Origin of the sequence: Pseudomonas sp. WS 5079 (genome assembly GCF_012985465.1) — a bacterium.
In the GTDB taxonomy this organism is placed as follows: Bacteria; Pseudomonadota; Gammaproteobacteria; order Pseudomonadales; family Pseudomonadaceae; genus Aquipseudomonas.
Genome location: NZ_JAAQWN010000001.1, coordinates 858977 through 882512, shown reverse-complemented (window position 1 = coordinate 882512; position 23536 = coordinate 858977). Strand labels below are relative to the sequence as shown.

Genomic DNA, 23536 nt, shown 5'->3' with positions numbered 1-23536 from the left:
TCGCCTGCGCGACCCCGACCCAATGTGGGAGCGGGCTTGCCCGCGATGGCGGCGTCTGAGCCAGCCGAGAGGCCGTTGATGCCCCATCGCGGGCAAGCCCGCTCCCACATGTTGCGACCCCTTTCCCTGTAAGCGAGGTTTTGCCATGCAATCCCTAAGGCGCGTCTGGGAGCACCTGGAGGAAGGTTTTATCGCCTTCCTGCTGGCCGCCATGACCCTGGTGACGTTTGTCTACGTCATGCTCAACAACATCTACACCCTGTTTTTTGCCCTGGCCGACAAATGGGCCTGGAGCAGCAGTTTTTTCAACGCCCTGGGCGACGGCACCATGACCTGGGCCCAGGACATGACCTGGAGCGTCGCGCTGACCAAGGCGATGTTCGGCTGGCTGATTTTCTTCGGGATTTCCTATGGCGTGCGCACCGCCGGCCACCTGGGGGTCGATGCCCTGGTGCGCCTGACGCCGCGCCGGGTCCAGCGCCTGCTGGGAATGCTCGCGTGCCTGTGCTGCCTGGCCTACGCCGGGTTGTTCATGGTGGCCAGCTACAAGTGGGTGAGTGCCGTGCTGGCGGCCGGGATCGGGGCCGAGGACCTCGATCATTTCGGCCTGGAAGTGGGGCATATCGCGCTGATCGTGCCGATCGGCTTTGCCCTGGTGTTGATCCGCTACCTGGAAATTTTCTACCGCCTGTTTACCCACCGTCAGGTCGGGTTGGGGCTGGCCGACGAAGCCGGTGAAGCCAGCAAGTTGGCCGGTAGCCATGAGGAGCGTGACTGATGGCCGTTCTCTGTCTGTTTTTACTGCTGTTGGTGTTCATGTTTCTCGGCGTGCCCATCGCGATTTCCCTGGGGTTGTCGGGGGCGATGTCGATCCTGATGTTCAGCCAGGACTCGTTAAGCTCTCTGGCGATCAAGTTGTTCGAAACCAGCGATGCCTACACCTTCCTGGCGATTCCGTTCTTCCTGCTGTCGGGGGCGTTCATGACCACCGGCGGCGTGGCGCAACGCTTGATCGATTTTGCCAACGCCTGTGTCGGCCATATCCGTGGCGGCCTGGCGATTGCGGCGGTGCTGGCGTGCATGCTGTTTGCCGCGCTGTCCGGTTCATCGCCGGCGACGGTGGCGGCGGTGGGGTCGATTGCCGTGGCCGGTATGGTGCGTTCCGGTTACCCCAAGGAGTTTGGTGCCGGGATCATCTGCAATGCCGGGACCCTGGGCATCCTGATTCCGCCTTCCATCGTGATGGTGGTGTATTCGGCGGCGACGGAAACCTCGGTGGGCAAGCTGTTTATGGCGGGGGTGATCCCCGGCTTGCTGCTGGGCCTGATGCTGATGATCGCGATCTACATCGTGGCGCGTATCAAGAAGCTGCCGGCACAACCCCGGGCGACCTTTGCCCAGTGGCTGGGCTGTGCCCGTCGCGCGTTCTGGGGCCTGTTGCTGCTGGTGATCATCCTCGGCGGTATCTACAGCGGCATGTTCACCCCCACTGAAGCTGCAGCGGTGGCGGCGGTGTACTCGGCGTTTGTCGCGCTGTTTGTGTACAAGGACATGCGCTTGAGGGATTGCCCCAAGGTGCTGCTGGAGTCTGGGCGCCTGTCGATCATGCTGATGTTCATCATCGCCAACGCCATGCTGTTTGCCCATGTGCTGACCACCGAACAGATCCCGCAGGAAATCACGGCCTGGGTCATCTCCGAAGGGCTGACGCCGATCGGTTTCCTGCTGATGGTCAACGTGGTGCTGTTGATTGCCGGCAGCTTTATGGAGCCCTCGGCCATTGTGCTGATCCTGGCGCCGATCTTCTTCCCGATTGCGATGAAGCTGGGCATCGACCCAATTCACCTGGGGATTGTGATGGTGGTGAACATGGAGATCGGCCTGGTGCATCCGCCCGTTGGGTTGAACCTGTTCGTGACCTCGGCGGTGACCGGCCTGACCCTGGGCCAGACGATCCGCGCAGCGATGCCATGGCTGATGATCCTCCTGGCGTTCCTGGTCCTGGTGACGTACGTGCCGTTTATCTCACTGGCGCTGCCGCAGTGGTTGGGCATGTAGCCAGCGCCCAAACGCCGCACCACCCCCAGACTTGATTTCAATCAAGGGCTCACTGGCCACGTGCCACCTACCATCGGCTACATATCCCGGCCGTTGAAGTCAGTGAGCCCATGAACCGCACCAAGCCCTCGACCCTCGCTACCCTGGCTGCAAGTCCCGTTACCTGGCTGGTTGTCCTGGTGCTGCTGTTCAGCCTGGCCGGCCCGGCCCAGGCCAAGTCCTACGGCGCGATTGAACAGCAGCGCATCGACAAGATTTTCCCGCAGGCCGACGCCATTTCCGCCGCCCAAGGCCCGTTCAAGGTGCGCACGCTGTCGGCCAAAGGCGCGGTCATCGGCTATGTGTTCCAGAGCCTGGACGTGGTGGACATCCCGGCGTACTCCGGCAAACCGATCAACACCCAGGTGATTCTCGACCCGGCCGGGGTGATCCGTGATGCCTATGTGCTGGAGCACCACGAGCCGATTCTGTTGATCGGCATTCCCGAGGCCAAGCTGCATGACTTCACCGCCCGCTACAGCGGGATCAACGTCAAGCAGCGGGTGGTGGTGGGGCATTCCAGTGACAGCCAGGCGGTGACCGTGGATGCGGTGGCCGGTGCCACGGTCACGGCGATGGTGGTCAATGAGGTGATCATGCGCGCCGCCCACGAAGTGGCGGTGTCGCTCAAGCTGATCGAGGACAAGGCCAGCACCGCGCAGAAAGTTGCGTTGGTGCGCGCTGACCTGTTCGAGCCGGCCAACTGGGCGCAGTTGACCGGCAATGGCGCGGTGCGCCGCTTGCACCTGACGCGCGGCCAGGTGGATGCAGCCTTCAAGGGCACCGAGGCCGAAGGCGTGGACGTGGCGGGGGCGGGGCAGGTCGACGAGACGTTTATCGACTTGTATGTGGCCGATCTCAACGCGCCGACCATCGGCCGCAACCTGTTGGGTGACGCGCAGTACCGAGTGTTGATGCAGGGCCTCAAGCCCGGCGAGCAGGCCATCGCGGTGCTGGGACGCGGGATTTTTTCGTTCAAGGGCTCGGGCTATGTGCGCGGCGGGATTTTTGATCGGGTGCAGTTGCGCCAGTTCGGCAATGTCATCAGCTTCCGCGATATGGACCACCAGCGCCTGTACGACGTGTTCGCCGAGGGCATGCCCGAGTTCGATGAAATGTCGGTGTTTATCGTGCGCCCCCAGGCTGCGTTCGATCCAGGCTCAGCGTGGACCCTGGAGCTGCTGGTACGGCGCCAGACCGGCCCGGTCAGTGGCACCTTCAGCAGTTTTGAATTGCCCTACCAGATGCCCGAGGCGTATCTGGAGCGCCCGTTGCCCACCGCCGCCGAACAGGCCGCCATCGACGAAGCCAACCGGCCGATGTGGCTGACGATCTGGTACCAGAAACACGTGCAGATCCTGATCCTGGGCGCCGCCCTGGTGCTGCTGACGGTGATTCTGTTTTTGCAGGACAGCCTGGCCCGGCGCCCGCGTCTGCTGCACTGGGTGCGCCGTGGCTATCTGCTGTTTACCGTGGTGTTTATCGGCTGGTACGCCCTGGGGCAACTGTCGGTGGTCAATGTGCTGACCTTTGTGCATGCGCTGTTCCAGCAGTTCCGCTGGGAGCTGTTCCTCACCGACCCGCTGATCTTCATGCTCTGGGTATTCACCGCCGCCAGCATCCTGCTGTGGGGCCGGGGGGTGTTCTGTGGCTGGTTGTGCCCGTTCGGGGCGCTGCAGGAGCTGCTCAACGAGGCGGCGCGCAAGCTCAAGGTGCGCCAGTTCGAGTTGCCGTTTGCCGTGCATGAGCGGCTGTGGGCGATCAAGTATTTGATCCTGCTGGGGCTGTTTGGCCTGTCCCTGGAGTCGATGGCCACCGCCGAGCGGTTTGCCGAAGTGGAACCGTTCAAGACCGCCATCACCCTGCATTTCGACCGCCAATGGTGGTTCGTGCTGTACGCCGTGGCGCTACTGGTGATCAACCTGTTCACGCGCAAAGTCTACTGCCGCTACCTCTGCCCACTGGGCGCGGCGCTGGCGATCCCCAGCAAATTCAGGTTGTTCGACTGGCTCAAGCGGCGCAAGGAGTGTGGCGATCCGTGCCAGTTGTGTGCCAAGGAATGCGAGATCCAGGCGATCCACCCCGACGGCCATATCAACGCCAATGAATGCCACTACTGCCTCGATTGCCAGATGACCTGGCACAACGACCACAAATGCCCGCCCCTGATCAACAAGCGCAAGAAACGCAACAAGGCCGCACCCGCCACTGGGCAATTGATCCCGGTGGTGCAGGTGGCGGTGCCTGAATGACGGCCTTGGGCACCCACTTTTCATATCTGGAGCACATCATGAACGACAGCGAATCGAACAAAACCGGGACCACCCCGGAACCCGAAGGCATGAGCCGGCGTGGTTTCCTTGGCACTGGCGCCGTCACCGGCGCGGTGCTGGCAGGGGCCTCGGCCCTCGGCGGTACGGTGTTTACCCGCGAGTCCTTTGCGGCGGCGGCCAAGGAAGCCAAGTCGAAAATCCATGTGGGCCCAGGGGAGCTGGATCAGTACTACGGGTTCTGGAGCGGCGGCCACCAGGGCGAAGTGCGGGTGTTGGGCGTGCCGTCAATGCGCGAGCTGATGCGCATCCCGGTGTTCAACGTCGATTCGGCTACCGGCTGGGGCCTGACCAACGAGAGCAAGCGCATCCTGGGGGAGGGCGCCAAGTACCAGAACGGCGATTGCCATCACCCGCACCTGTCCACCACCGATGGCCGCTACGACGGCAAATACCTGTTTATCAACGACAAGGCCAACACCCGCGTGGCTCGGATCCGCCTGGACATCATGAAGTGCGACAAGATCGTCACCGTGCCCAACGCCCAGGCGATCCACGGCCTGCGCCTGCAAAAGGTGCCGTACACCAAGTACGTGTTCTGCAACGCCGAGTTCATCATCCCGCACCCCAATGACGGCCACACCTTCGACCTGCAGGACAAGAACAGCTTCACCCTGTTCAACGCCATCGACGCCGAGAAGATGGAAATGGCCTTCCAGGTCATCGTCGACGGCAACCTCGACAACGCCGACATGGACTACACCGGCAAATACGCGGCGGCCACCTGCTACAACTCGGAAAAGGCCTCCGACCTGGGCGGCATGATGCGCAACGAGCGCGACTGGGTGGTGGTGTTCAACATCCCGCGCATCGAGGCGGCGATCAAGGCCGGCAAGTTCATCAACCTCGACGGGGTCAAGGTGCCGGTGGTGGACGGGCGCAAGGGCGACGACGGCAAGGACAGCGAATTCACCCGCTATATCCCGGTGCCGAAGAACCCCCACGGCTGCAACACCTCGCCGGACGGCAAGTACTTTATCGCCAACGGCAAGCTGTCGCCGACCTGCACCATCATTGCCATCGACAAGCTCGACGACCTGTTCAGCGACAAGATCAAAGACCCGCGCGGCGTGGTAGTCGGCGAGCCGGAACTGGGCCTGGGCCCGCTGCACACCACTTACGATGGCCGGGGTTTTGCCTACACCACGCTGTTTATCGACAGCCAGGTGGTCAAGTGGAACATCGCCGAAGCCATCCGCGCCTACGGCGGTGAGAAGGTCAACTACATCAAGCAGAAGCTCGATGTGCACTACCAGCCTGGCCACAACCACGCCTCGCTCACCGAAACCCGGGATGCCGACGGCCAATGGCTGGTGGTACTGAGCAAGTTCTCCAAGGACCGCTTCTTGCCCACCGGCCCGTTGCACCCGGAAAACGACCAGTTGATCGATATCTCCGGCGATGAAATGAAACTGGTCCACGACGGCCCGACCTTCGCCGAACCCCACGACTGCGTGATGGCGCGGCGCGACCAGATCAAGACCAAGAAAATCTGGGAGCGCAACGACCCGTTCTTCGCCGAAACCGTGGCCATTGCGGCCAAGGACGGGATCAAGCTGGAGACCGATAACAAGGTGATCCGCGACGGCAAGAAAGTGCGGGTGTACATGACCTCCATGGCGCCGACCTACGGCCTGACGGAGTTCACCGTCAAGCACGGTGATGAGGTCACCGTGACCATCACCAACATCGACCAGATCGAGGACGTGACCCATGGCTTTGTCATGACCAACCATGGCGTGAGCATGGAAATCAGCCCGCAGCAAACCTCTTCCATCACCTTCATCGCCGACAAACCGGGGCTGCATTGGTACTACTGCAGCTGGTTCTGCCATGCGCTGCATATGGAGATGGTGGGGCGGATGCTGGTGGAGCGCACTTAACGGCGAGCACCAACCAATGTGGGAGCGGGCTTGCTCGCGAAGGCGGTGTGTCAGCCAGGCATTACTTGACTGATCCACCGCCTTCGCGAGCAAGCCCGCTCCCACACTAGATCTGTGTCGCTCCACAGATTGGGCTTTGATCAAAAGGAATACTCCGTGGCTCGACCCCGCACGTTATGGACCGGGTGTGTGTGGCTGCTATTTTCGGCCACCGCCAGTGCCGCTGTACTGCCCATCACCGACCTGCCGTTGGTAGCCGCAGGCCCGCACCGCTGGCATTTGCCCGCCGGTGACTACCAGGGCTCCTTCAGCATCGACCAGCCCCTGCAACTGATTTGCGAACCCGGTGCGGTGATCCACAGCCAGGGCCAGGGCAATGGTCTTCTGATCAACGCTGCCGACGTCACCGTCGAGGGCTGCACCTTCCTCGACTGGGGCCATGACCTCACCGCGATGAACGCGGCCATTTTCATCCAGCCCAAGGCCCACGGCGCCTTGATCAAGAACAACCGCCTGCGCGGCCAGGGGTTTGGCGTGTGGGTCGATGGCACGGCGGATGTGAGCGTGATCGACAACCAGATCCAGGGCGACCCGACCATGCGTTCCCAGGACCGGGGCAATGGCATCCATTTGTACGCGGTCAAGGGCGCGCGGGTGATCGGCAACCTGGTGCGCGATGCCCGCGATGGCATCTACATCGACACCTCCAACGGCAACCTGCTGCAAGGCAACACCCTGGAAGACCTGCGCTACGGCATTCACTACATGTTCGCCAACGACAACCAGGTGCTCGGCAACATCACCCGCCGCACCCGCACCGGCTATGCGCTGATGCAAAGCCGCAAGCTGACGGTGATCGGCAATCGCTCCGAGCAGGACCAGAACTACGGGATCCTGATGAACTACATCACCTATTCCACCCTGCGCGACAACGTGGTCAACGACGTGCGCGACGGCACCACCGGCGACACCATGATCACCGGGGCCGAAGGCAAGGCGCTGTTTATCTACAACTCGCTGTTCAACAGCATCGAACACAACCACTTTGGGCGCAGCGCGGTGGGCATCCACCTCACGGCCGGCTCCGAAGACAACCGGATTGCCAACAATGCCTTTGTCGGCAACCAGCGCCAGGTCAAGTACGTGGCCACCCGCTTGCAGGAATGGTCGGCAGATGGCCGCGGCAATTACTGGAGCGATTACCTGGGCTGGGACCGCAATAACGACGGCCTGGGGGATGTGGCCTACGAGCCCAACGATAACGTCGACCGCCTGCTGTGGTTGTATCCCCAGGTGCGCCTGCTGATGAACAGCCCCGGCATCGAGTTGCTGCGCTGGGTGCAACGGGCGTTTCCGGTGATCAAGTCGCCGGGGGTGATGGACAGCCATCCGCTGATGAAAGACCCCACGCTTTCCCTGCTCAAGGAGCCCGCATGATGCCTGTCGTCGAAATCGAAGGCGTGACCCAGCGCTATGGGCCCGCCACTGTGCTGCATGACTTGAGCCTGAGCCTGGCGCCCGGGGAGGTGCTGGGCCTGTTCGGCCATAACGGCGCGGGCAAGACCACCAGCATGAAACTGATCCTCGGTTTATTGCAGGCAAGCAGCGGCCAGGTACGGGTGTTTGGCCGCGCGCCCAGTGATCCCCAGGTGCGCCGGATGCTCGGCTATCTGCCGGAAAACGTCACGTTCTACCCGCAACTCAGCGGCCTGGAGACCTTGCAGCATTTTGCCCGGCTCAAGGGCGCGCCGATGAGCCAGGTCTCGACGTTGCTGGAAGACGTCGGCCTGACAGCGGCGGCGCGGCGGCGGGTCAAGACCTATTCCAAGGGCATGCGCCAGCGCCTCGGCCTGGCCCAGGCCCTGCTTGGCGAGCCGCGCCTGCTGCTGCTCGACGAACCCACCGTGGGCCTGGACCCGATCGCCACCCAGGATTTGTACTGCTTGCTCGACCGCCTGCGCGGACAGGGCACCAGCATCATCCTCTGCTCCCATGTGCTGCCGGGCGTGGAGGCCCATATCAACCGTGCCGCGATCCTCACCCAGGGCCGCCTGCTGGCCCTCGGCACCCTGGCGGCGTTGCGCGAAGAAGCGGGGCTGCCGACCCTGATCCGCAGCAGCGGCCTGCAACGTGCGGCGCTCTTGCAAAAACGCTGGAGCGAGGCCGGCCACGTGACCCAGCGCTGGGGCGCGCAAGGGCTGCAAGTGGCGGCGTTCAATGGCAACAAGCTGGACCTGCTGCGCCAGTTGCTCGACCAGGACAGCCCCACTGACGTGGAAATTGTCGTGCCGTCCCTGGAAGACCTGTACCGCCATTACATGGACAGCCCTGTGGAGCGTGCCCAATGACGCCGATCTGGAACATGGCCCGCAAAGAATTCAGCGATGGCCTGCGCAACCGTTGGTTATTGGCCATCAGCCTGTTGTTCGCGGTGCTGGCCATCGGTATTGGGTGGCTCGGTGCGGCGGCGTCCGGGCAACTGGGCTTTACCTCGATCCCGGCAACCATCGCCAGCCTGGCCAGCCTGGCGACCTTCCTGATGCCATTGATTGCGCTGTTGCTGGCCTATGACGCGATTGTCGGCGAGGACGAAAGCGGCACCTTGCTGCTGCTGCTCACCTACCCCCTGGGGCGCGGGCAGATCCTGCTCGGCAAGTTTGTCGGGCATGGGCTGATCCTGGCGCTGGCGACCTTTATCGGATTCGGCTGCGCCATGCTCGCCATCGCGCTGCTGGTGGATGACGTCGAATTCAGCCTGCTGCTCTGGGCCTTTGGTCGCTTCATGCTGACCTCGACCTTGCTCGGCTGGGGCTTTTTGGGGATGGCGTATGTGTTGAGCAGCGTCTCGGCGGAGAAATCCACGGCGGCCGGGTTGGCCCTGGGGGTGTGGTTCTTTTTTGTGCTGGTCTTTGACCTGGCATTGCTGGCGCTGCTGGTGCTCAGCGAGGGGCAGTTCAGCCCGACGCTGCTGCCCTGGCTGTTGCTGTTCAACCCGGCGGATGTGTACCGGCTGATCAACCTGTCGGGCTTCGATGCCGGCCCCGCGTCGGTAGGCGTGATGGCCCTGGGCGGTGACTTGGCAGTGCCGGAGGCGGCGTTGTGGCTGTGCCTGGCGGCGTGGGTCGCCGGGCCGCTGGCCTGGGCCTATTGGCTGTTCGGGCGGCGCGGGGCATGAATTTTTTATCGGTGGAGTAGCTGAGCATGAAAATCGGATGGGTGTTGCTGTTGAGCCTGCTGTTGGTGGGGTGTGACAAACCGGTGGCGGCGGGGGCAGGTGATGGGCCGGTGGCGTTCCATCCGGCGGATGAGTGCCATGTGTGTGGCATGGTGATCAGCGAATTCCCGGGGCCCAAGGGCGAGGTGGTGGAGCAGGGCGCGGCGAAGAAGTTCTGCTCGACCGCAGAAATGCTCGGCTGGTGGTTGCAGCCGGAAAATCATCATGCCCAGTCAAAGCTGTATGTGCATGACATGGGGCGCAGCCATTGGAATACCCCGGATGATGCCCACCTGATCGACGCCAAGACCGCCTACTACGTGCTCGGCACCGGGCTCAAGGGTGCTATGGGCGTGGTGCTGGCCTCGTTTGCCGAGCAGGCGGTGGCGCAGAAAGTCGCGGCAGATACCGGCGGGCGGGTGCTGCGTTTCGAAGAGATAGACCTGGCACTGTTGCAGCAGCCGAGTGGCATGGCCCATAGCGGTCATTGAGCCTGCCTCCCCCTGTGGGAGCGGGCTTGCCCGCGATGACGGCAGTTCAGTCAGCATTTCTGGCGGCTGACACACCGCTATCGCAGGCAAGCCAGCTCCCACAGCCTAGCGGTTGACCAATTTCGCCGGCAACGCAATCACCAGCAAACAACTGAGCAACAGGCTGGCGGCAAAGAACCACATGGCCCCAGCGCTGCTGCCGGTGATATCTATCGCCAGGCCCATCAGCGAGTTGCTGACCAGCCCGGCGATATTTGCCAGGGAGCAGGCCAGGGCAAAACCGGTGGCCGCCGCAGTGCCGGTAAGGAAGGTCGCCGGCAGGCTGAAAAACACCGGCACCGCACCGAGGATCGCCGCCGAAGCCACGGCAAACAGGGCCACGGTGGCGATCACGTTATGGGTGAAGAACGTGCTGCTGGCCATGGCCGCGGCGCCCACCAAAAACGGCACGATAATGTGCCAGCGGCGTTCACGGTATTTGTCGGAACTGGCGCCGATCAGCAGCATGCCCGCCAGCGCGGCGACGCTGGGCAGGGCGGTGAGCAGGCCGATATGGAACGTGTCGCTGACCCCCGCGTTGCGGATCAGGGTCGGCATCCAGAAGCCCATGGCGTAGGCACTGAGCAGGATCGAAAAATCAATCCCGCCAAGCATCCACACCTTGAGGTTGAAGAACCCCTCGCGAAAGCGCCGTGGGCTTTGGCTAGCCTGGCTGTCATCGGCCTGCAACTGCTGTTGCAGCAGGGTCTTTTCGGCGGCTGACAACCATTTGGCCTGGTGATAGGTATTGGGCAGCGCCCAGAACGCCAATACCCCCAACAGCACGCTGGGCAGCGCTTCGAGCAGGAACAGCCATTGCCAGCCACGCAGGCCACCTACCTGGTCGAAGTGGCCCATGATCCAGCCGGACAACGGCCCGCCAATCACACTGGACAGCGGCAGGCCGATCATGAACAGCGCAATCACCCGCCCCCGGCGATGGGTGGGGAACCAGGTGGTCAGGTAATACAACACCCCCGGCAGGAATCCCGCTTCGGCGACGCCGAGCAAAAACCGCAGCACATAGAACTGGGTGGTGGAGGTGACTAGCAACGTGCAGGCCGAGAGCAGGCCCCAGGTGATCATGATGCGCGCGATCCAGATCCGTGCGCCGACGCGCTCAAGGATCAGGTTGCTCGGTACTTCAAACAGGATATAGCCGACAAAAAACAGGCCGGCGCCCAGGCCGAACGCGGTTTCGCTGAACTGCAACTGGTCTTGCATCTGCAACTTGGCAAAACCGATGTTGATGCGGTCCAGGTAGGCCGCCAGGTAGCAGAAGCACAGGAACGGAATCAGCTTCCAGGTGATCTTGTGGTACAGCGCGTGGATTGGGTCGGCGACCGTGGGCATCGGTGTGTCTCATGGGCAATGAGGAGGGCGGGGCGAATATAGCATTCCGTCACCGACAAGCTCTGTCTGAAAAGCGCCACTTGGCTGGGGTTGCTGTGCGAAAGAAGCTACGTTTAACGCTTCTAATAAACAGAGTATCCACGGATGAACTACCAACCCTTTACCCGAACCTTGATCGCGACGGCCCTGGTCCTGACATTCAGCTGTGTGCAGGCGGCCTCCCAGGCCCCGGTGGCCGGTGAAAACGGCATGGTGGTGACGGCCCAGCATTTGGCGACCCACGTGGGTGTCGATGTGTTGAAGGCTGGCGGCAACGCCGTGGATGCGGCAGTGGCCGTGGGATACGCCCTGGCGGTGGTCTACCCGGCAGCGGGCAATCTCGGCGGCGGTGGGTTCATGACCGTGCAATTGGCGGACGGGCGCAAGACCTTCCTCGACTTCCGCGAAAAAGCCCCCTTGGCGGCCACCGCCGACATGTACCTGGACAAGGACGGCAATGTCGTCCCTGGCCTCAGCGCCAAGGGCCACCTGGCGGTCGGCGTGCCCGGCACCGTCTCCGGCATGGAGCTGGCCCTGAGTAAATACGGGACCCTCAAGCGTGCCCAGGTGATCGCGCCGGCTATCAAGCTTGCAGAAAACGGCTTTGCCCTCGACCAGGGCGATATCGACATGCTGCACAGCGCCACCGAAGAATTCAAAAAAGACCAGGACCTGCGCGGCATCTTCCTCAACAAAGGCGAGCCGCTGCAGGTTGGGCAGAAACTGGTGCAAAAAGACCTCGCGCGGACCCTGCGGGAAATCTCCGCCAAGGGCGCCGATGGCTTCTACAAAGGCTGGGTGGCCAAGGCTATCGTCGACTCCAGCCAGGCTGGCAAGGGCATCATCGCCCAGGCCGACCTGGACAAATACCAGACCCGCGAGCTGGCCCCCATCGAATGCGACTACCGCGGCTACCACGTAGTTTCGGCGCCGCCACCGAGCTCGGGCGGCCTGGTGATCTGCCAGATCATGAACATCCTCGAAGGCTACCCCATGGCCGAACTGGGCTACGGCTCGGCCCAGGGCACCCATTACCAGATCGAAGCCATGCGCCACGCCTACGTCGACCGCAACAGCTACCTGGGCGACCCGGACTTCGTGCAGAACCCCGTGGAGCATCTGCTGGACAAGAACTACGCGGCCAAACTGCGCGCCGCCATCGAACCGCAAAAGGCCGGCGACTCCATGGCCATCAAGCCCGGCGTTGCGCCCCATGAAGGCAGCAACACCACCCATTACTCCATCGTCGACAAATGGGGCAACGCGGTGTCGGTGACCTACACCCTCAACGACTGGTTCGGTGCCGGCGTCATGGCCAGCAAGACCGGGGTGATCCTCAACGACGAAATGGACGACTTCACCGTCAAGGTCGGCGTGCCAAACATGTACGGGCTGGTCCAGGGCGAAGCCAACGCCATCGCCCCGGGCAAGGCGCCCCTGTCGTCCATGAGCCCGACCATCGTGACCAAGGACGGCAAGGCCGTGATGGTCATCGGCACACCGGGGGGCAGCCGCATCATCACCGCCACCTTGCTCACCATCCTCAACGTCATCGACTACAAGATGAACATCCAGGAGGCCGTCAACGCTCCACGTTTCCACCAACAGTGGATGCCCGACACCACCAACCTCGAAACCTTCGCCTTGAGCCCCGACACCCAGAAAATCCTCGAAAGCTGGGGCCACAAATTCGCCGGCCCCCAAGACGCCAATCACCTGGCCGCGATCCTCGTCGGCGCCCCGTCCCTGGACGGCAAGCCCGTGGGCAACAACCGCTTCTACGGCGCCAACGACCCACGGCGCAATACCGGGTTGTCACTGGGCTACTAAGCATAGGCAGGGCAGGGGCGTGTTCTCCCAGAGCGCCCCGGCTCTGCCCTACAGAAGAATATTTTTTGAAATCAAGGGGTTGCCAGCCCCGGCAAATGAGTACATAATTGCCGCCATTGAACGCGCTGAGACATAAAAAACCTCAATGTTTTCAATGAGATAGAGTAGGGGCAAGCTTCACATAGCCCACTCAAGTTTATATGCGGTGAATGTCAGTGGTTTTGGCATTGATCGTTTGAGGCCGAGTAGCAAAATGGTTATGCAGCGGATTGCAAATCCGCCTACGCCGGTTCGATTCCGACCTCGGCCTCCACTCTTGAAAGCCCCGTAGATCAATGGTCTACGGGGTTTTTTATTGCCTAAGATTTGACGATCACTTCCGCAATTTTTCGGATCGCTTCCGCAACCCTATCTTTTTACGGGAAATTTAAGACGCCGTTATCGGTATGGCTCTGCTCGATTGGGCGTGGGATTGTGCTCGAGACTCAGGAGCCTGAGCGTTCACTAACGGCCATTAGCGGACGTTGAACTGCGTCCGCTGAACCCAAAACCTGAACATCGGCTTGGCTCAGATTCAAATTCAGATTGAGTAAGTCGGCCTCTCACCCAACCGCGCTACCAACCTGACGAGACAACCGTCAGGATCCTGGCCGATGAATTCGCGCTGGCCTACTCCAAGATGGGTTAGATCCTACAACTATAGTTCGGTGGCACGAGGGGAACGTGGCGAGGATCATGATGCAAGAACGGGCGGGAATTATCGTGATGCGTTGTTGGCTGCAATTGGTCGAACGGATTCATGCACGCAGCGCGTCTTTAAGCCGGAGGGCATCGATCAGACACGCTTGCGGATGACCGGTAATCGAAGCGAGTCAGGTCATAAAACATTTTTGGGGTGAACCTGCCAGCGGTTCGAATACACATATACTGTGCGTATTGTGAATGGTAGCCGTTTGATATTACCGATTAAGGGTTGTGTACTCGATGAACAAGACTGATCTGCTTGAGAATTTGAAAGAGACCAGTTACGAAATGACCCGAGGCAATATAGACGAAGCTGTTCTCCTGCATTTCGATTTGGTTATGGAGAGCTATCGACAAAAGCCTTCATTCTATAAAAACCTGTTGAAATATGACCGGTTCATGGTAGCCCTGTCTTTGTTGAGCTTTAGTTATAAAGATGAGCAAGTTCCCTTATCCAAAGTGAAAGCATTTTGCCAAGAACGTGGCTATATGTCTCGCAACAGCCTGGACTCATATTGCTCGTTCTTATCTATCGCCGGATATCTGGATGTCCGGTTACATGTCCAGGACGGACGCCAACGTAGCTTCCGACCCACGGATAAAGCGCTGTGCAATACCGCGCAGCTAATCAAATCGTATCTACTGCCTTCGCAGATGATCTCTCCATACGACAGTTGGTTGTCGGGCATGGGGAAAAGTGCGGATCTATTGCGCGTTTTTTTTCGAGGTTTTGCCAGAATACTTGAAGGCGACTTCCTGCTCGACAAGCTTTTGCCTGAAGCGAAATGGATTCTCAACCGGGATGGCGGTCACCTGCCGATGCTCGCACTCTATGCTGATGCCTTGCGCAACGGCTCGTTAGAGACTGGCTACAAAGTATCCTCTTACGTTGAGCTTTCATCGCGTCTGGGCGTATCCAAAACACACATGCAGCGCATGATCAAGGAAGGCCAGTTACACGGCTATTTCAAATGCGATAAACGCTTGGTGGAGTTGAGCCCGGCCTTTCTCGAACTGATGCGGCGGGCCATGTCAATTTACTTCGCAGTTGCACGGGTCAGCATGGAACTGGGAGTTGATGAAAGCGAAGTGGAAAATAAGTCTGGCTGTATTTGCATTGTTAGTGGACGCTGGCCCCAATGAGTTCGTTTGTTATTTAACCTTCCCTCTCGGGATCGACTTAAACACTGAGCAATGTCTTTTTCTGTTGTAATTTTTTATACCGGAGTTCAGCGTGTTTAATCGCCAGATAAAGAATGCTCTTTTTGCCTGCCAAGAGGAACTGTCCCTGTCGCTCGGTACAGTTGCCAGTATCGAAGCGGTTTTTCTTTCAATACGTGTCGATGGTGCTGGTCGGATTATCTCGGCCAACCAGCGGTTTGCGCAAACGCTGGGATACTCGCTCGAACAGCTTTCAAATATGGCAATGAGTAACATCAACGCGGAGCCGCAGAATGATTTTGCACCCAGCCTGTACGCCATCCAACGGCAACGCTATCGTGCCTCCGACGGCCGGGCTGTGACACTCAATGTAGGTTGGATCGCTGCAGCGAACCGGACGTTTCAAGGCTACGGCATGGTTGCACCACCTCTGGCGCAAGACGAACAGGAGGTCATCGAAATGTTCAACGCACTGAACCGCTCGATGGCGATGATTCAGTTCAGTCTCGCGGGTGAGGTCATTTACGCCAACGAATCGTTCGTCCAGGCCATGGGTTATAGCCTTGCGGAGATACAGGGCAAGCATCACCGCCTGTTCTGCCTCGCGGAGGACGTGGCGTCGGCGCATTACGCCGAGTTCTGGAAGAGTCTGAACAAGGGCGTGTTTAACGCTGGTCGCTTTCGCCGGGTAGATAAAAGCGGAAAAGTGGTGTGGCTAGAGGCCACTTACAATCCCATCAGAGACGCTTCCGGTCGGGTTTATAAAATTGCCAAATTCGCCAGTGTAGTGACCGAGCAAGTTGAAAAAGCCGACCAAATCAAACAAGCAGCGACCATGGCTTACGAGGTGTCGCTAGATACCGATGTAAAAGCTAACCGAGGTATGGAATTGGTCGCCGACTCCGTACTTGGAACACAGAATATCGCCCAACAGATGGCCTTGGTGACCGACAGCATGACCGCGCTTGAATCGCAGTCGCAGTTGATCGGTTCCATCGTCGACACGATTGGCGCCATTGCCACCCAGACCAATCTTTTGGCGCTTAACGCCGCTATCGAAGCTGCACGCGCTGGAGTGCATGGGCGAGGATTCGCTGTTGTGGCGGATGAAGTGCGCAAGCTCGCCGGCCGTACCAGTGCAGCCACGCGGGAGATTAACGGCGTGGTCAGGCAAAACCGAGAATTGGCCGGCGCAGCAGCGTTGCATGTCCAGTGCAGCAGAGACCAAGCCGACGTTTTATTGGAACTGTCCGAACAGGCAGGTATGGCGATGGTGGCTATCCAGTCAGGCGCAAAGCAAGTCGTGAAAGCCATTGGCAGAGTCACCAGCGACCTGCATTGAATGCTCTATCTGCGTCGCGGTAACGCCTCTTCGTTGATGGTGAAAGCAATATGAAAGTTTTGCGTGCAGTCTTTTCCGATTGATAACAGGAGTATAGATGCCGAAATACACTTAAGTCATTGGTCAGGTATTGCCCACACGTTCACGTCACATTCAGGCCGTTTCGGAAAAGGAGTTTAGGGATGCCGGCGATTTTCAAAATCCGACCAAGAATGCGAACGCTGCTGTCACCAGCGGTTACCAAGATTGAAATGGCAGGAATTGTTTCCTGGCTTTGCGTTTTGCTGATTGAGCCTGCGACAACGTTAAATCTACCGAACCTATTGGTCACAACATTGTTGTTTGTTATTTGGTACGTCCATCGCGTAGTTGCTGATTTCCGCATATGGAGAATGCTCGGCGGCGTCTATATATTGATTTTGTCACTCGGCTTTGCATATGTGATTGACACCAATGTGCAGTTACGCGTCTTTACGCTGCCCCTTGCTGTGATTATCGTGGTAAGCAGTGCTATCTTATTCGTCACAGTTCAGGACTATCTTTTTTCTACATTACTGGTCTGGATGCTGATGTGGCCCACTTTGGACGTTGGCTTTTACCGGGGACTGGAAGTTTATGTGGTAATTTTTTGCGTTGCCTCCATGTCCATTGGTTTTACTCTTAGCTTTACCTTTTTAAGAAGCATGCGGTCGGTATTGTTGGTCGAAAGTGAGTTCAGGACATTGGCGGAGACAGACTTTCTCACCTCCTTACTTAACCGGCGGGCCTTTATAGAGACCTTAAAAAAGGCATTGGCTGAAGGTCCCAGCGGCTACTTCATAATGTTGGACATTGACGACTTTAAATTAAAAAACGATCAGTACGGTCACGATGTCGGTGACAAGATTTTGTGTGCCATGGCCGGGTGCCTGAAAACCACCGCTGGCAGCCACTGTGTCGGACGGATTGGAGGTGAGGAGTTCGGTGTCTTGTTGTTGGGCGAAGATGATGCGGTTGCTAATGAATATGCGTTGCGCCTGCTGGCCAACATCCGTAGCAGCGTATTGCCTCCGCATCAATTCACTTGCAGCGCGGGCGTCGCGCCGTTCCGAGCGACATCGGACATGTCAACGGTGCTCAAATGCGCCGACAGCAATATGTATAAAGCCAAGCATGATGGTAAGGATCGGGTGTTTCAGGATGGAAGGCAGGTCAAACCGCTACTTCCTGTAACTACGTAATTAAGGTTTGACTGGAGGACGTCTGTGAAAATCGTTTTCGAAGAAATCGAATCTCCCCCTTGCTGCTTGCTTACGCTGGGCACCTTCACTTTGATGTTCCATAACCGTTCTGAGGCTGAAAGCTTTCTGAAGCTTATTATGGGATGAAATACATCGCTTAGCCCCCATCGCTGAGCGTCTGCTTTTGGCCGTTTTCAGTCGGTTGTCACCGGCAGAAATCGGCCAAAAGCGGACAGTTATGCAGGGTTAGCAACCCTTCCTTGTAGCTTGATGGCGTCTACGAAACTAGGGGCGATTCAGCTTGCGTCCGCTTGAAGATCAATCTGTCCCGTTTTTGTTTTGTTGATGAGACTCACCCACGCCGCGCTATCAATAACATCGAGGCAGCTGCGGACAACAAACCCGCGCAGCAACGATTAAAAATCTTCTTGCCTCGAGGCTGGGTAAACCAGCGGCGCATGTGCAGTCCGATGTATGCGTAGATGCCAATGGCAATCCATTCCAATACCAGGAACAGCAATCCCAGCAGCGTGAACTGGGAGCCCACGTCTACCGCTGGGTCAACGAATTGAGGTAAGAACGCGGTAAAGATCAGAATGGCTTTGGGGTTGCCGGCGGCCACGAGGAATTCCTGTCTTGCCAACCCCCACAGTCCCACCTGAGGGGTTTCGGATTCGGCTGCTACTTGCGGTGCGGCGTTCCACAGTTGATACGCCAGGTAGAAAAGATAAGCCGCGCCAATTATTTTGATCCCGTAAAAGACTAGCTCTGAAGTTTGCAACACCACGGCCAAGCCCGCCGAGGCAAGTGCGATCATGATTGCGAACGCCAGCAAGCGACCTACGCCGGCCATGCAGGATGTGCGATAGCCATAGCGGGTTGCATTGCTGATAGACAGCAGATTGTTGGGCCCTGGCGCCATATTCAGCGCAAAGCATGCGGGCAGGAATAACGCGAGTGTTGCCAAGTCCATATGCATCTCCAGAGTCGCTGTGCATCAATCCTAAGTTTGAAGCTTTATAGACGCCATTACCCGCTAAGACAGTAATCGGTCGGTGATCATCGAGAGCGCTTGCGCCGGTGAAACCAGCGCAGTGTCTATGCAAAACGGAGCTTCTTCCCAGGCTTCGTATTCATGATCCAGCACAGACTGCCAGGTGGGTGGGATCAGCCCCGCAATATCACTCTTCCTGGTTTCCACCCGCTGCTGGTGTTCATTTTTATCAGAGCAAATCACTTGAATATTGAATAACTCGATACCCGCCTTTACGGCGATTTCGCTCCAGGCTATTCGGCTTTCGCTTACAGGGTTTACGCAGTCAACGATGACCGTGTGGCCAAGGCGAAGATTACTCAGGGCAAGTTCATTCGCGACCCTGTAGCCGCTGGACCCCACGTCTTGTGCAAGAACTGCGCAGTTGCGGATCGCTTGCTCAATCGTATCGATCCGCAGGTAAACGGCGCCGGTTTTAGCCGCAAGCTCCTTGGCGATTGTGGTTTTGCCGGTGCCGGGAAGGCCGCTGAATACGATAAGCACGGTATGTCCTTTTCTATCGCCTGTTATTTAGGGGCTTCGCGTTCGGCAAGTTGGCTAGTTCGCCGGGGTATGACTGAACACCCAGACATCTCACCCCACAGTTTGCAACCATTCAAGTAGCGCCATCTCCACGCTACCCGGCCTTGGCGCTGTAGGCGATAGCAGGCAGTACCGCGAGCCATCTTCAACAAAGCCCAATGGCGCGGCTAACACACCGCTTTGGATATCGTCGCGCACCAGGTGCCATGGGCCGATGGCTACCCCAAGGCCTGCAACGGCGGCCTGGATGCTGAAATAGAAGTGCTCGAAAGATTGCATTTCCATTTCTGGAGCAGGCAGTTGCTTTGCGTAAGCCCATTCGTGCCAAGCCGTGGGCCGGCTAGCTGTTTGCAGTAGCGGGGCAGAGGGGAGCAGGGATTTGCGATTTTTGCCAAACCACTGATCTGCCTTTTCTGGCCGGCATACGGGGCCGACCTGCTCTGGGAATAGCGTCTCGGTATGGTAGCCGGGAGGACAGGGAAAATCGTCGCGCCGGATGGCCAGGTCGATACCCTGGTTGAATGAGAAGGGGCCGCCGCCAGCAACCAGGTGAATGTCCAGGCCTGGGTGAAGGGTCTGGAAGTCGCTCCAGCGAGGGATCAACCAGCGCATCAACAGCGTGGGCTCGCAGGACAGGACGAGCTGGCGAGCTCGGCGGGCGTCGGTGCGTATCTCGCGAACGGCCTGGGTCATCAACCCCAGCCCCTCACTGGTGGCTTTTGCCAGGCGTCTTCCGGCATCGGTTAAAAACACCCTGCGACCACGCCGCTCGAACAGGTCGACGCCCAAATCCTCCTCAAGCAGGCGCACTGCGCGGCTGATGGCCCCCGGTGTCAGGTGCAACTCGTCAGCTGCGCGGGCGAAGTTTTCCAGGCGTGCGGCTGATTCGAAGCAGCGCAATGCCAGCAGAGACGGCATGCGAGTCTCAGAAGTCAGTGAGTTGTAGTCACCATTTTCTTCAGAAATCATCGTTTTTACCAAGGCATAGGATCTGTAAATATTGCCCTACACCACCAAGAATTCAAAGGGTACAGCATGGGCGAATGGATAGCGGTAATCACCATCACACTACTGGCGTGCATCAGTCCAGGGCCGGATTTCGCCATGGTGTCTCGCAACGGATTGCTCCTGTCTCGAAGGGCGGGCGTGCTCACCGCTGTCGGAATTGGCCTAGGGGTGCTTGTTCACGTGTGCTACACGCTGCTCGGATTGGGCTTGGTGCTGCAACAAACGCCTTGGTTGTTCAATGTGTTGAAGCTGGCTGGAGCGGCCTATCTCGTCTACTTGGGCATCAAGATGCTTCGCTCCGGGCCGGCCACTGAACCGTCGGATGCGCCACCGCCCGCCATGTCTGATCTGGGAGCGCTGCGTACGGGATTTCTCACAAATGCGTTGAATCCTAAGACATCGATCTTCATCGTCAGTCTGTTCATGGGAGTCGTACGGCCGGACACCGCTGTGACGACACAAATCGGGTACGGGCTATTTATCGCTGGAGCACATGTGGTGTGGTTCAGCCTCGTCGCACTGTGCTTCTCCGCCGGGGCGGTGCGCGCCAGGTTATTGGCCGCACGACAGTGGATCGACCGGATTTTTGGCGCATTGCTGGTGAGCTTCGGGATCTTGCTGACGCTCACTTGACTGGGGCTACGGGCTGCATCAGTGGAATCGGATGCCTCATCAACAGGCCTACTACCAGCGCTCCCAGCAGGCTCAATAGCCCCGCCACCCACAACACCCTGCCAAACCCACCGACAAATGCCTGCCATGCCAAGGGTTGCACCGGCCCCTGCGCCGATTCCGGCAGCAGTGCCATGGCTGCTGGCATATCCCCGGCCACTACCCGCGAGGCAATCCCCGGTATCTGGGCCTGCCATTGCGCGCCGAGGCTGGTGTGCAGCAGATGCTCGCTATGGCTGGCCAGCAGCGCGCCATACACCCCAATCGCCAACATGATCGCGCTGAAACGCATGGTGGTACTCATGCCCGAGGCCATGCCCGCACGGTCCCTCGGTACGCAGGCCATGATGTTTTTCTGGGTGTCGCCATTGAGCAGGCCGGCACCGGCGCCGGTCACGGCTATCGCCAGGGCGAACGGCAGGTAACCGCCGACACTGACCGCCCAGGCGCTGAACAGGTTGCCGCAGCCCACCAGGGCCAGCCCGGTTGCCATCATGGTCGCGGGGGCGAAGCGGTTGGCCAGGCGTGCGCCGATACGCGGGCAGATCAGCATGGTCAGGGCAAACGGCAGCATTCCCAGGCCCGAGGCAATCGCAGAAAACTCCAGGCCGTTTTGCAGGTAGAACGGCAGCAGCGTCATCATCACCTGGGCGCACCCGGCGTAGGCAAACATCCCCAGCAGAGCGCCGATAAATCGCGGGTACTGGAACAGTTGCAGGTCCACCATTGGCCGGCGCTGCACACGTTCCACCAGCACAAACAGGCCCAGCAGGAACGCACCGCCGAGCAGCCGCGCATAGGTCAGTGGGTTGTCCCAGCCGATCCGGTTGGCTTCGATCAGGCCCCAGATCAGGCACAGCAGGCTGGCGCTGAAGGTCAGGCTGCCCCAAGGGTCGAGGCGCGCCGATTGACTGTCGCGCGATTCCGGGATGGCATGCAGGACCAGCGCCAGCAACGCCAGGCCCACCGGCAGGTTGAGGTAGAAAATCCAGCGCCAGCCCATGTAATGGGTAATCAGGCCGCCGAGGGTTGGGGCGGCGGTCATCGCCACGCCCATGCAGGCCCCCCAGAACGCCCAGGCCTTGGCCCGTTCCAGCTCATCGTGAAAGGCATGGCCGATGGAAGCCAGGGCCGAGGTCAGCAGCAGTGCGGCTCCGACACCCTTCACGGCGCGGGCAATATCCAGCAGCAGCACGCTGGGCGCAGCGCCACAGCCCAGGGAGGCGAGGATAAAAATACCCAGGCCCCACACCAGGGTCTTCTTGCGACCGAAGCGGTCGGCAATGCTCCCGGCCGGCAACAGCAGGGCGGCGAAGGCCAGCATATAGGCGCTGACCACCCATTCGATATCGGCGAAATTGGCGCCCAGGTCGCGGGCAATGGTCGGCAGGGTCACCGCGACGATGTTGGTGTCGAGGACAATCAGCGAACAGACCCCGGAGGCGGTCAACAGGGTAAGGCGTGGGCTGACCCGACTCATGGCGTGATTACCTGGCAGGCAACAGGCAAGCTGGATTTGACGGGCATCATGGGGGTTCTCTACTGTGGGCGTCCCCTGAGCTTAACGTCAACTTCCGGTGGTTCTGTTAGCCGAAGCCAAGCACATCATTACCTTTGAGCTAATCCTTGTATGGAAATACGTCATTTCCGCTACTTCCTGGCCGTTGCCCGGCACCGCAATTTCACGCGTGCCGCCGAGCAACTGGATATTGCCCCGCCGACCTTGAGCCGGCAGATCCAGGATATGGAACGTGCCCTGGGCACGCGCCTGTTTATCCGGCGCCAGCGTGACGTGAGCCTGACCGAGGCGGGCAGCGCGTTGCTGGGTGAAGCCGAAAGCACCGTGCGCCAGTTCGAGTTCGCCCAGCGCAATGCCCAACGCGCCGGGCGTGGCGAGATCGGTCATATCGAATTGGGCTATGTGGCGTCGGCGGTGTATTCCGGGGTATTGCAACGCCAGGTGCAGGGGTTTTGCGCGCAGTTTGCCGATGTCAGCCTCAGCGTGCGGGAAAGCCCCATGGCTCTGTTGCCGGGGCTGGTGGCCGAAGGGCGCTACGACATTGGCTACATTCGCTCACCCTTGACCTTGCCCGACGGTGTGGAGGCGCTGCGCCTGGGCAGTGAGGGTTTTGTCCTGGCGCTGCCCCAGGGCTCGTGGCTGCTGGGGTTGAAGGCGATCACCTGCGCGCACTTGCAGAACGAGACCTTCATCCTGCCCGAGCAAATCAGCGGCACCTTGCAGGTGGCCGCACAAGGCGGCTATGCCCCGCGCCTGGGACCGCAGCCGGGCGGCCTGGTGGCGGTGATTGCCCTGGTGTCGCTGGGGCAGGGCGTGGCGGTGGTGCCGGAGTCGGTGGTGGGGCATGTCAGCCTGCCGGGTGTGCACTACCGCACCCTCCAGGGCAGCGATGCATCATCGTGGCTGTCGCTGATTTACCGGCGCTTTGAAAAAGCCCCGGCGGTGGCGCGGTACATCCAGCACATCAAGCAAAACCCCACCCCGTAGGCGCCGGCTTGCCGGCGACGGCAATCCGGTT

General features: G+C 59.6%; 19 protein-coding genes, 1 tRNA gene and 1 pseudogene. 15 read left to right on the top strand and 6 right to left on the bottom strand.

Annotated features, from left to right (window positions below):
• Window positions 1–145 precede the first annotated feature (145 nt).
• The 8 genes from HBO05_RS03780 (at window position 146) to HBO05_RS03745 (ending at window position 10015) form a co-directional block, all read left to right on the top strand.
• On the top strand, window positions 146–778 hold the full coding sequence (locus tag HBO05_RS03780; RefSeq protein ID WP_169957076.1) for a TRAP transporter small permease: 633 nt from the start codon (window positions 146–148) through the stop codon (window positions 776–778).
• Window positions 778–2058: a C4-dicarboxylate TRAP transporter large permease protein DctM gene (dctM, locus tag HBO05_RS03775; RefSeq protein ID WP_099169959.1), complete on the top strand. Its 1281-nt coding sequence runs from the start codon at window positions 778–780 to the stop codon at window positions 2056–2058. The genes HBO05_RS03780 and dctM overlap by 1 nt, the downstream gene beginning before the upstream one ends.
• A gap of 110 nt (window positions 2059–2168) precedes the next feature.
• A complete protein-coding gene (locus tag HBO05_RS03770; RefSeq protein WP_172311727.1) occupies window positions 2169–4349 on the top strand; it encodes a NosR/NirI family protein in 2181 nt (726 codons plus the stop codon).
• Between the two features lie 38 nt (window positions 4350–4387).
• Complete coding sequence (gene nosZ / locus HBO05_RS03765) at window positions 4388–6310, top strand: TAT-dependent nitrous-oxide reductase (protein ID WP_169957073.1); 1923 nt, start codon at window positions 4388–4390, stop codon at window positions 6308–6310.
• Between the two features lie 189 nt (window positions 6311–6499).
• Window positions 6500–7747: a nitrous oxide reductase family maturation protein NosD gene (locus HBO05_RS03760; RefSeq protein ID WP_172311863.1), complete on the top strand. Its 1248-nt coding sequence runs from the start codon at window positions 6500–6502 to the stop codon at window positions 7745–7747.
• Window positions 7747–8658: an ABC transporter ATP-binding protein gene (locus tag HBO05_RS03755; protein ID WP_169957087.1), complete on the top strand. Its 912-nt coding sequence runs from the start codon at window positions 7747–7749 to the stop codon at window positions 8656–8658. The genes HBO05_RS03760 and HBO05_RS03755 overlap by 1 nt, the downstream gene beginning before the upstream one ends.
• Window positions 8655–9485 (top strand): ABC transporter permease subunit, encoded by an 831-nt coding sequence (locus tag HBO05_RS03750; protein ID WP_172311725.1) that lies wholly within the window; start codon window positions 8655–8657, stop codon window positions 9483–9485. Before HBO05_RS03755 ends, HBO05_RS03750 begins: the two co-directional genes overlap by 4 nt.
• A 26-nt stretch (window positions 9486–9511) precedes the next feature.
• Window positions 9512–10015 (top strand): nitrous oxide reductase accessory protein NosL, encoded by a 504-nt coding sequence (locus HBO05_RS03745; protein ID WP_169957071.1) that lies wholly within the window; start codon window positions 9512–9514, stop codon window positions 10013–10015.
• Between the two features lie 105 nt (window positions 10016–10120).
• Here the strand turns inward: HBO05_RS03745 and HBO05_RS03740 are convergent, their stop codons facing one another.
• Complete coding sequence (locus HBO05_RS03740) at window positions 10121–11407, bottom strand: MFS transporter (protein ID WP_169957070.1); 1287 nt, start codon at window positions 11405–11407, stop codon at window positions 10121–10123.
• Between the two features lie 144 nt (window positions 11408–11551).
• On the opposite strand from HBO05_RS03740, the gene ggt reads away from it, so the two are divergent.
• On the top strand, window positions 11552–13276 hold the full coding sequence (gene ggt, locus HBO05_RS03735; RefSeq protein ID WP_170057134.1) for a gamma-glutamyltransferase: 1725 nt from the start codon (window positions 11552–11554) through the stop codon (window positions 13274–13276).
• Between the two features lie 239 nt (window positions 13277–13515).
• Window positions 13516–13589: transfer RNA gene (locus tag HBO05_RS03730), tRNA-Cys, on the top strand.
• A 267-nt stretch (window positions 13590–13856) separates the two neighbouring features.
• Here the strand turns inward: HBO05_RS03730 and HBO05_RS29190 are convergent.
• Window positions 13857–13958: pseudogene (locus HBO05_RS29190) on the bottom strand (VOC family protein); the annotation flags it as partial.
• A 302-nt stretch (window positions 13959–14260) separates the two neighbouring features.
• Here HBO05_RS29190 and HBO05_RS03725 point away from each other — a divergent pair.
• The 3 genes from HBO05_RS03725 to HBO05_RS03715 all read left to right on the top strand — a co-directional run bounded on the left by HBO05_RS03725 (window position 14261) and on the right by HBO05_RS03715 (window position 17743).
• A complete protein-coding gene (locus tag HBO05_RS03725) occupies window positions 14261–15163 on the top strand; it encodes a hypothetical protein (RefSeq protein ID WP_170057135.1) in 903 nt (300 codons plus the stop codon).
• A gap of 91 nt (window positions 15164–15254) precedes the next feature.
• Complete coding sequence (locus HBO05_RS03720; RefSeq protein WP_172311723.1) at window positions 15255–16523, top strand: methyl-accepting chemotaxis protein; 1269 nt, start codon at window positions 15255–15257, stop codon at window positions 16521–16523.
• Window positions 16524–16705: 182 nt separating this feature from the next.
• Window positions 16706–17743 (top strand): GGDEF domain-containing protein, encoded by a 1038-nt coding sequence (locus tag HBO05_RS03715; RefSeq protein ID WP_169956604.1) that lies wholly within the window; start codon window positions 16706–16708, stop codon window positions 17741–17743.
• Window positions 17744–18095: 352 nt separating this feature from the next.
• Here HBO05_RS03715 and HBO05_RS03710 read toward each other — a convergent pair whose 3' ends face one another.
• The 3 genes from HBO05_RS03710 to HBO05_RS03700 all read right to left on the bottom strand — a co-directional run bounded on the left by HBO05_RS03710 (window position 18096) and on the right by HBO05_RS03700 (window position 20288).
• Window positions 18096–18716 carry a LysE family translocator gene (locus HBO05_RS03710; protein ID WP_170041165.1) on the bottom strand — a complete coding sequence of 207 codons (621 nt, stop codon included), beginning with the start codon at window positions 18714–18716 and terminating at the stop codon, window positions 18096–18098.
• 63 nt (window positions 18717–18779) lie between these two features.
• Window positions 18780–19280: an AAA family ATPase gene (locus tag HBO05_RS03705; RefSeq protein WP_169956600.1), complete on the bottom strand. Its 501-nt coding sequence runs from the start codon at window positions 19278–19280 to the stop codon at window positions 18780–18782.
• 90 nt (window positions 19281–19370) lie between these two features.
• On the bottom strand, window positions 19371–20288 hold the full coding sequence (locus HBO05_RS03700) for a LysR family transcriptional regulator (RefSeq protein ID WP_172311721.1): 918 nt from the start codon (window positions 20286–20288) through the stop codon (window positions 19371–19373).
• 66 nt (window positions 20289–20354) lie between these two features.
• Between HBO05_RS03700 and HBO05_RS03695 the strand changes: the two genes are divergently transcribed.
• Window positions 20355–20960 (top strand): LysE family translocator, encoded by a 606-nt coding sequence (locus HBO05_RS03695; protein ID WP_172311719.1) that lies wholly within the window; start codon window positions 20355–20357, stop codon window positions 20958–20960.
• Here HBO05_RS03695 and HBO05_RS03690 read toward each other — a convergent pair.
• A complete protein-coding gene (locus HBO05_RS03690; protein WP_172311717.1) occupies window positions 20953–22479 on the bottom strand; it encodes an MFS transporter in 1527 nt (508 codons plus the stop codon). The genes HBO05_RS03695 and HBO05_RS03690 overlap by 8 nt on opposite strands.
• A 150-nt stretch (window positions 22480–22629) precedes the next feature.
• On the opposite strand from HBO05_RS03690, the gene HBO05_RS03685 reads away from it, so the two are divergent.
• The gene (locus tag HBO05_RS03685; RefSeq protein WP_170041168.1) at window positions 22630–23505 is read left to right on the top strand and encodes a LysR substrate-binding domain-containing protein; all 876 of its coding nucleotides are present in this window, start codon (window positions 22630–22632) and stop codon (window positions 23503–23505) included.
• The last annotated feature ends 31 nt before the right edge of the window (window positions 23506–23536 follow it).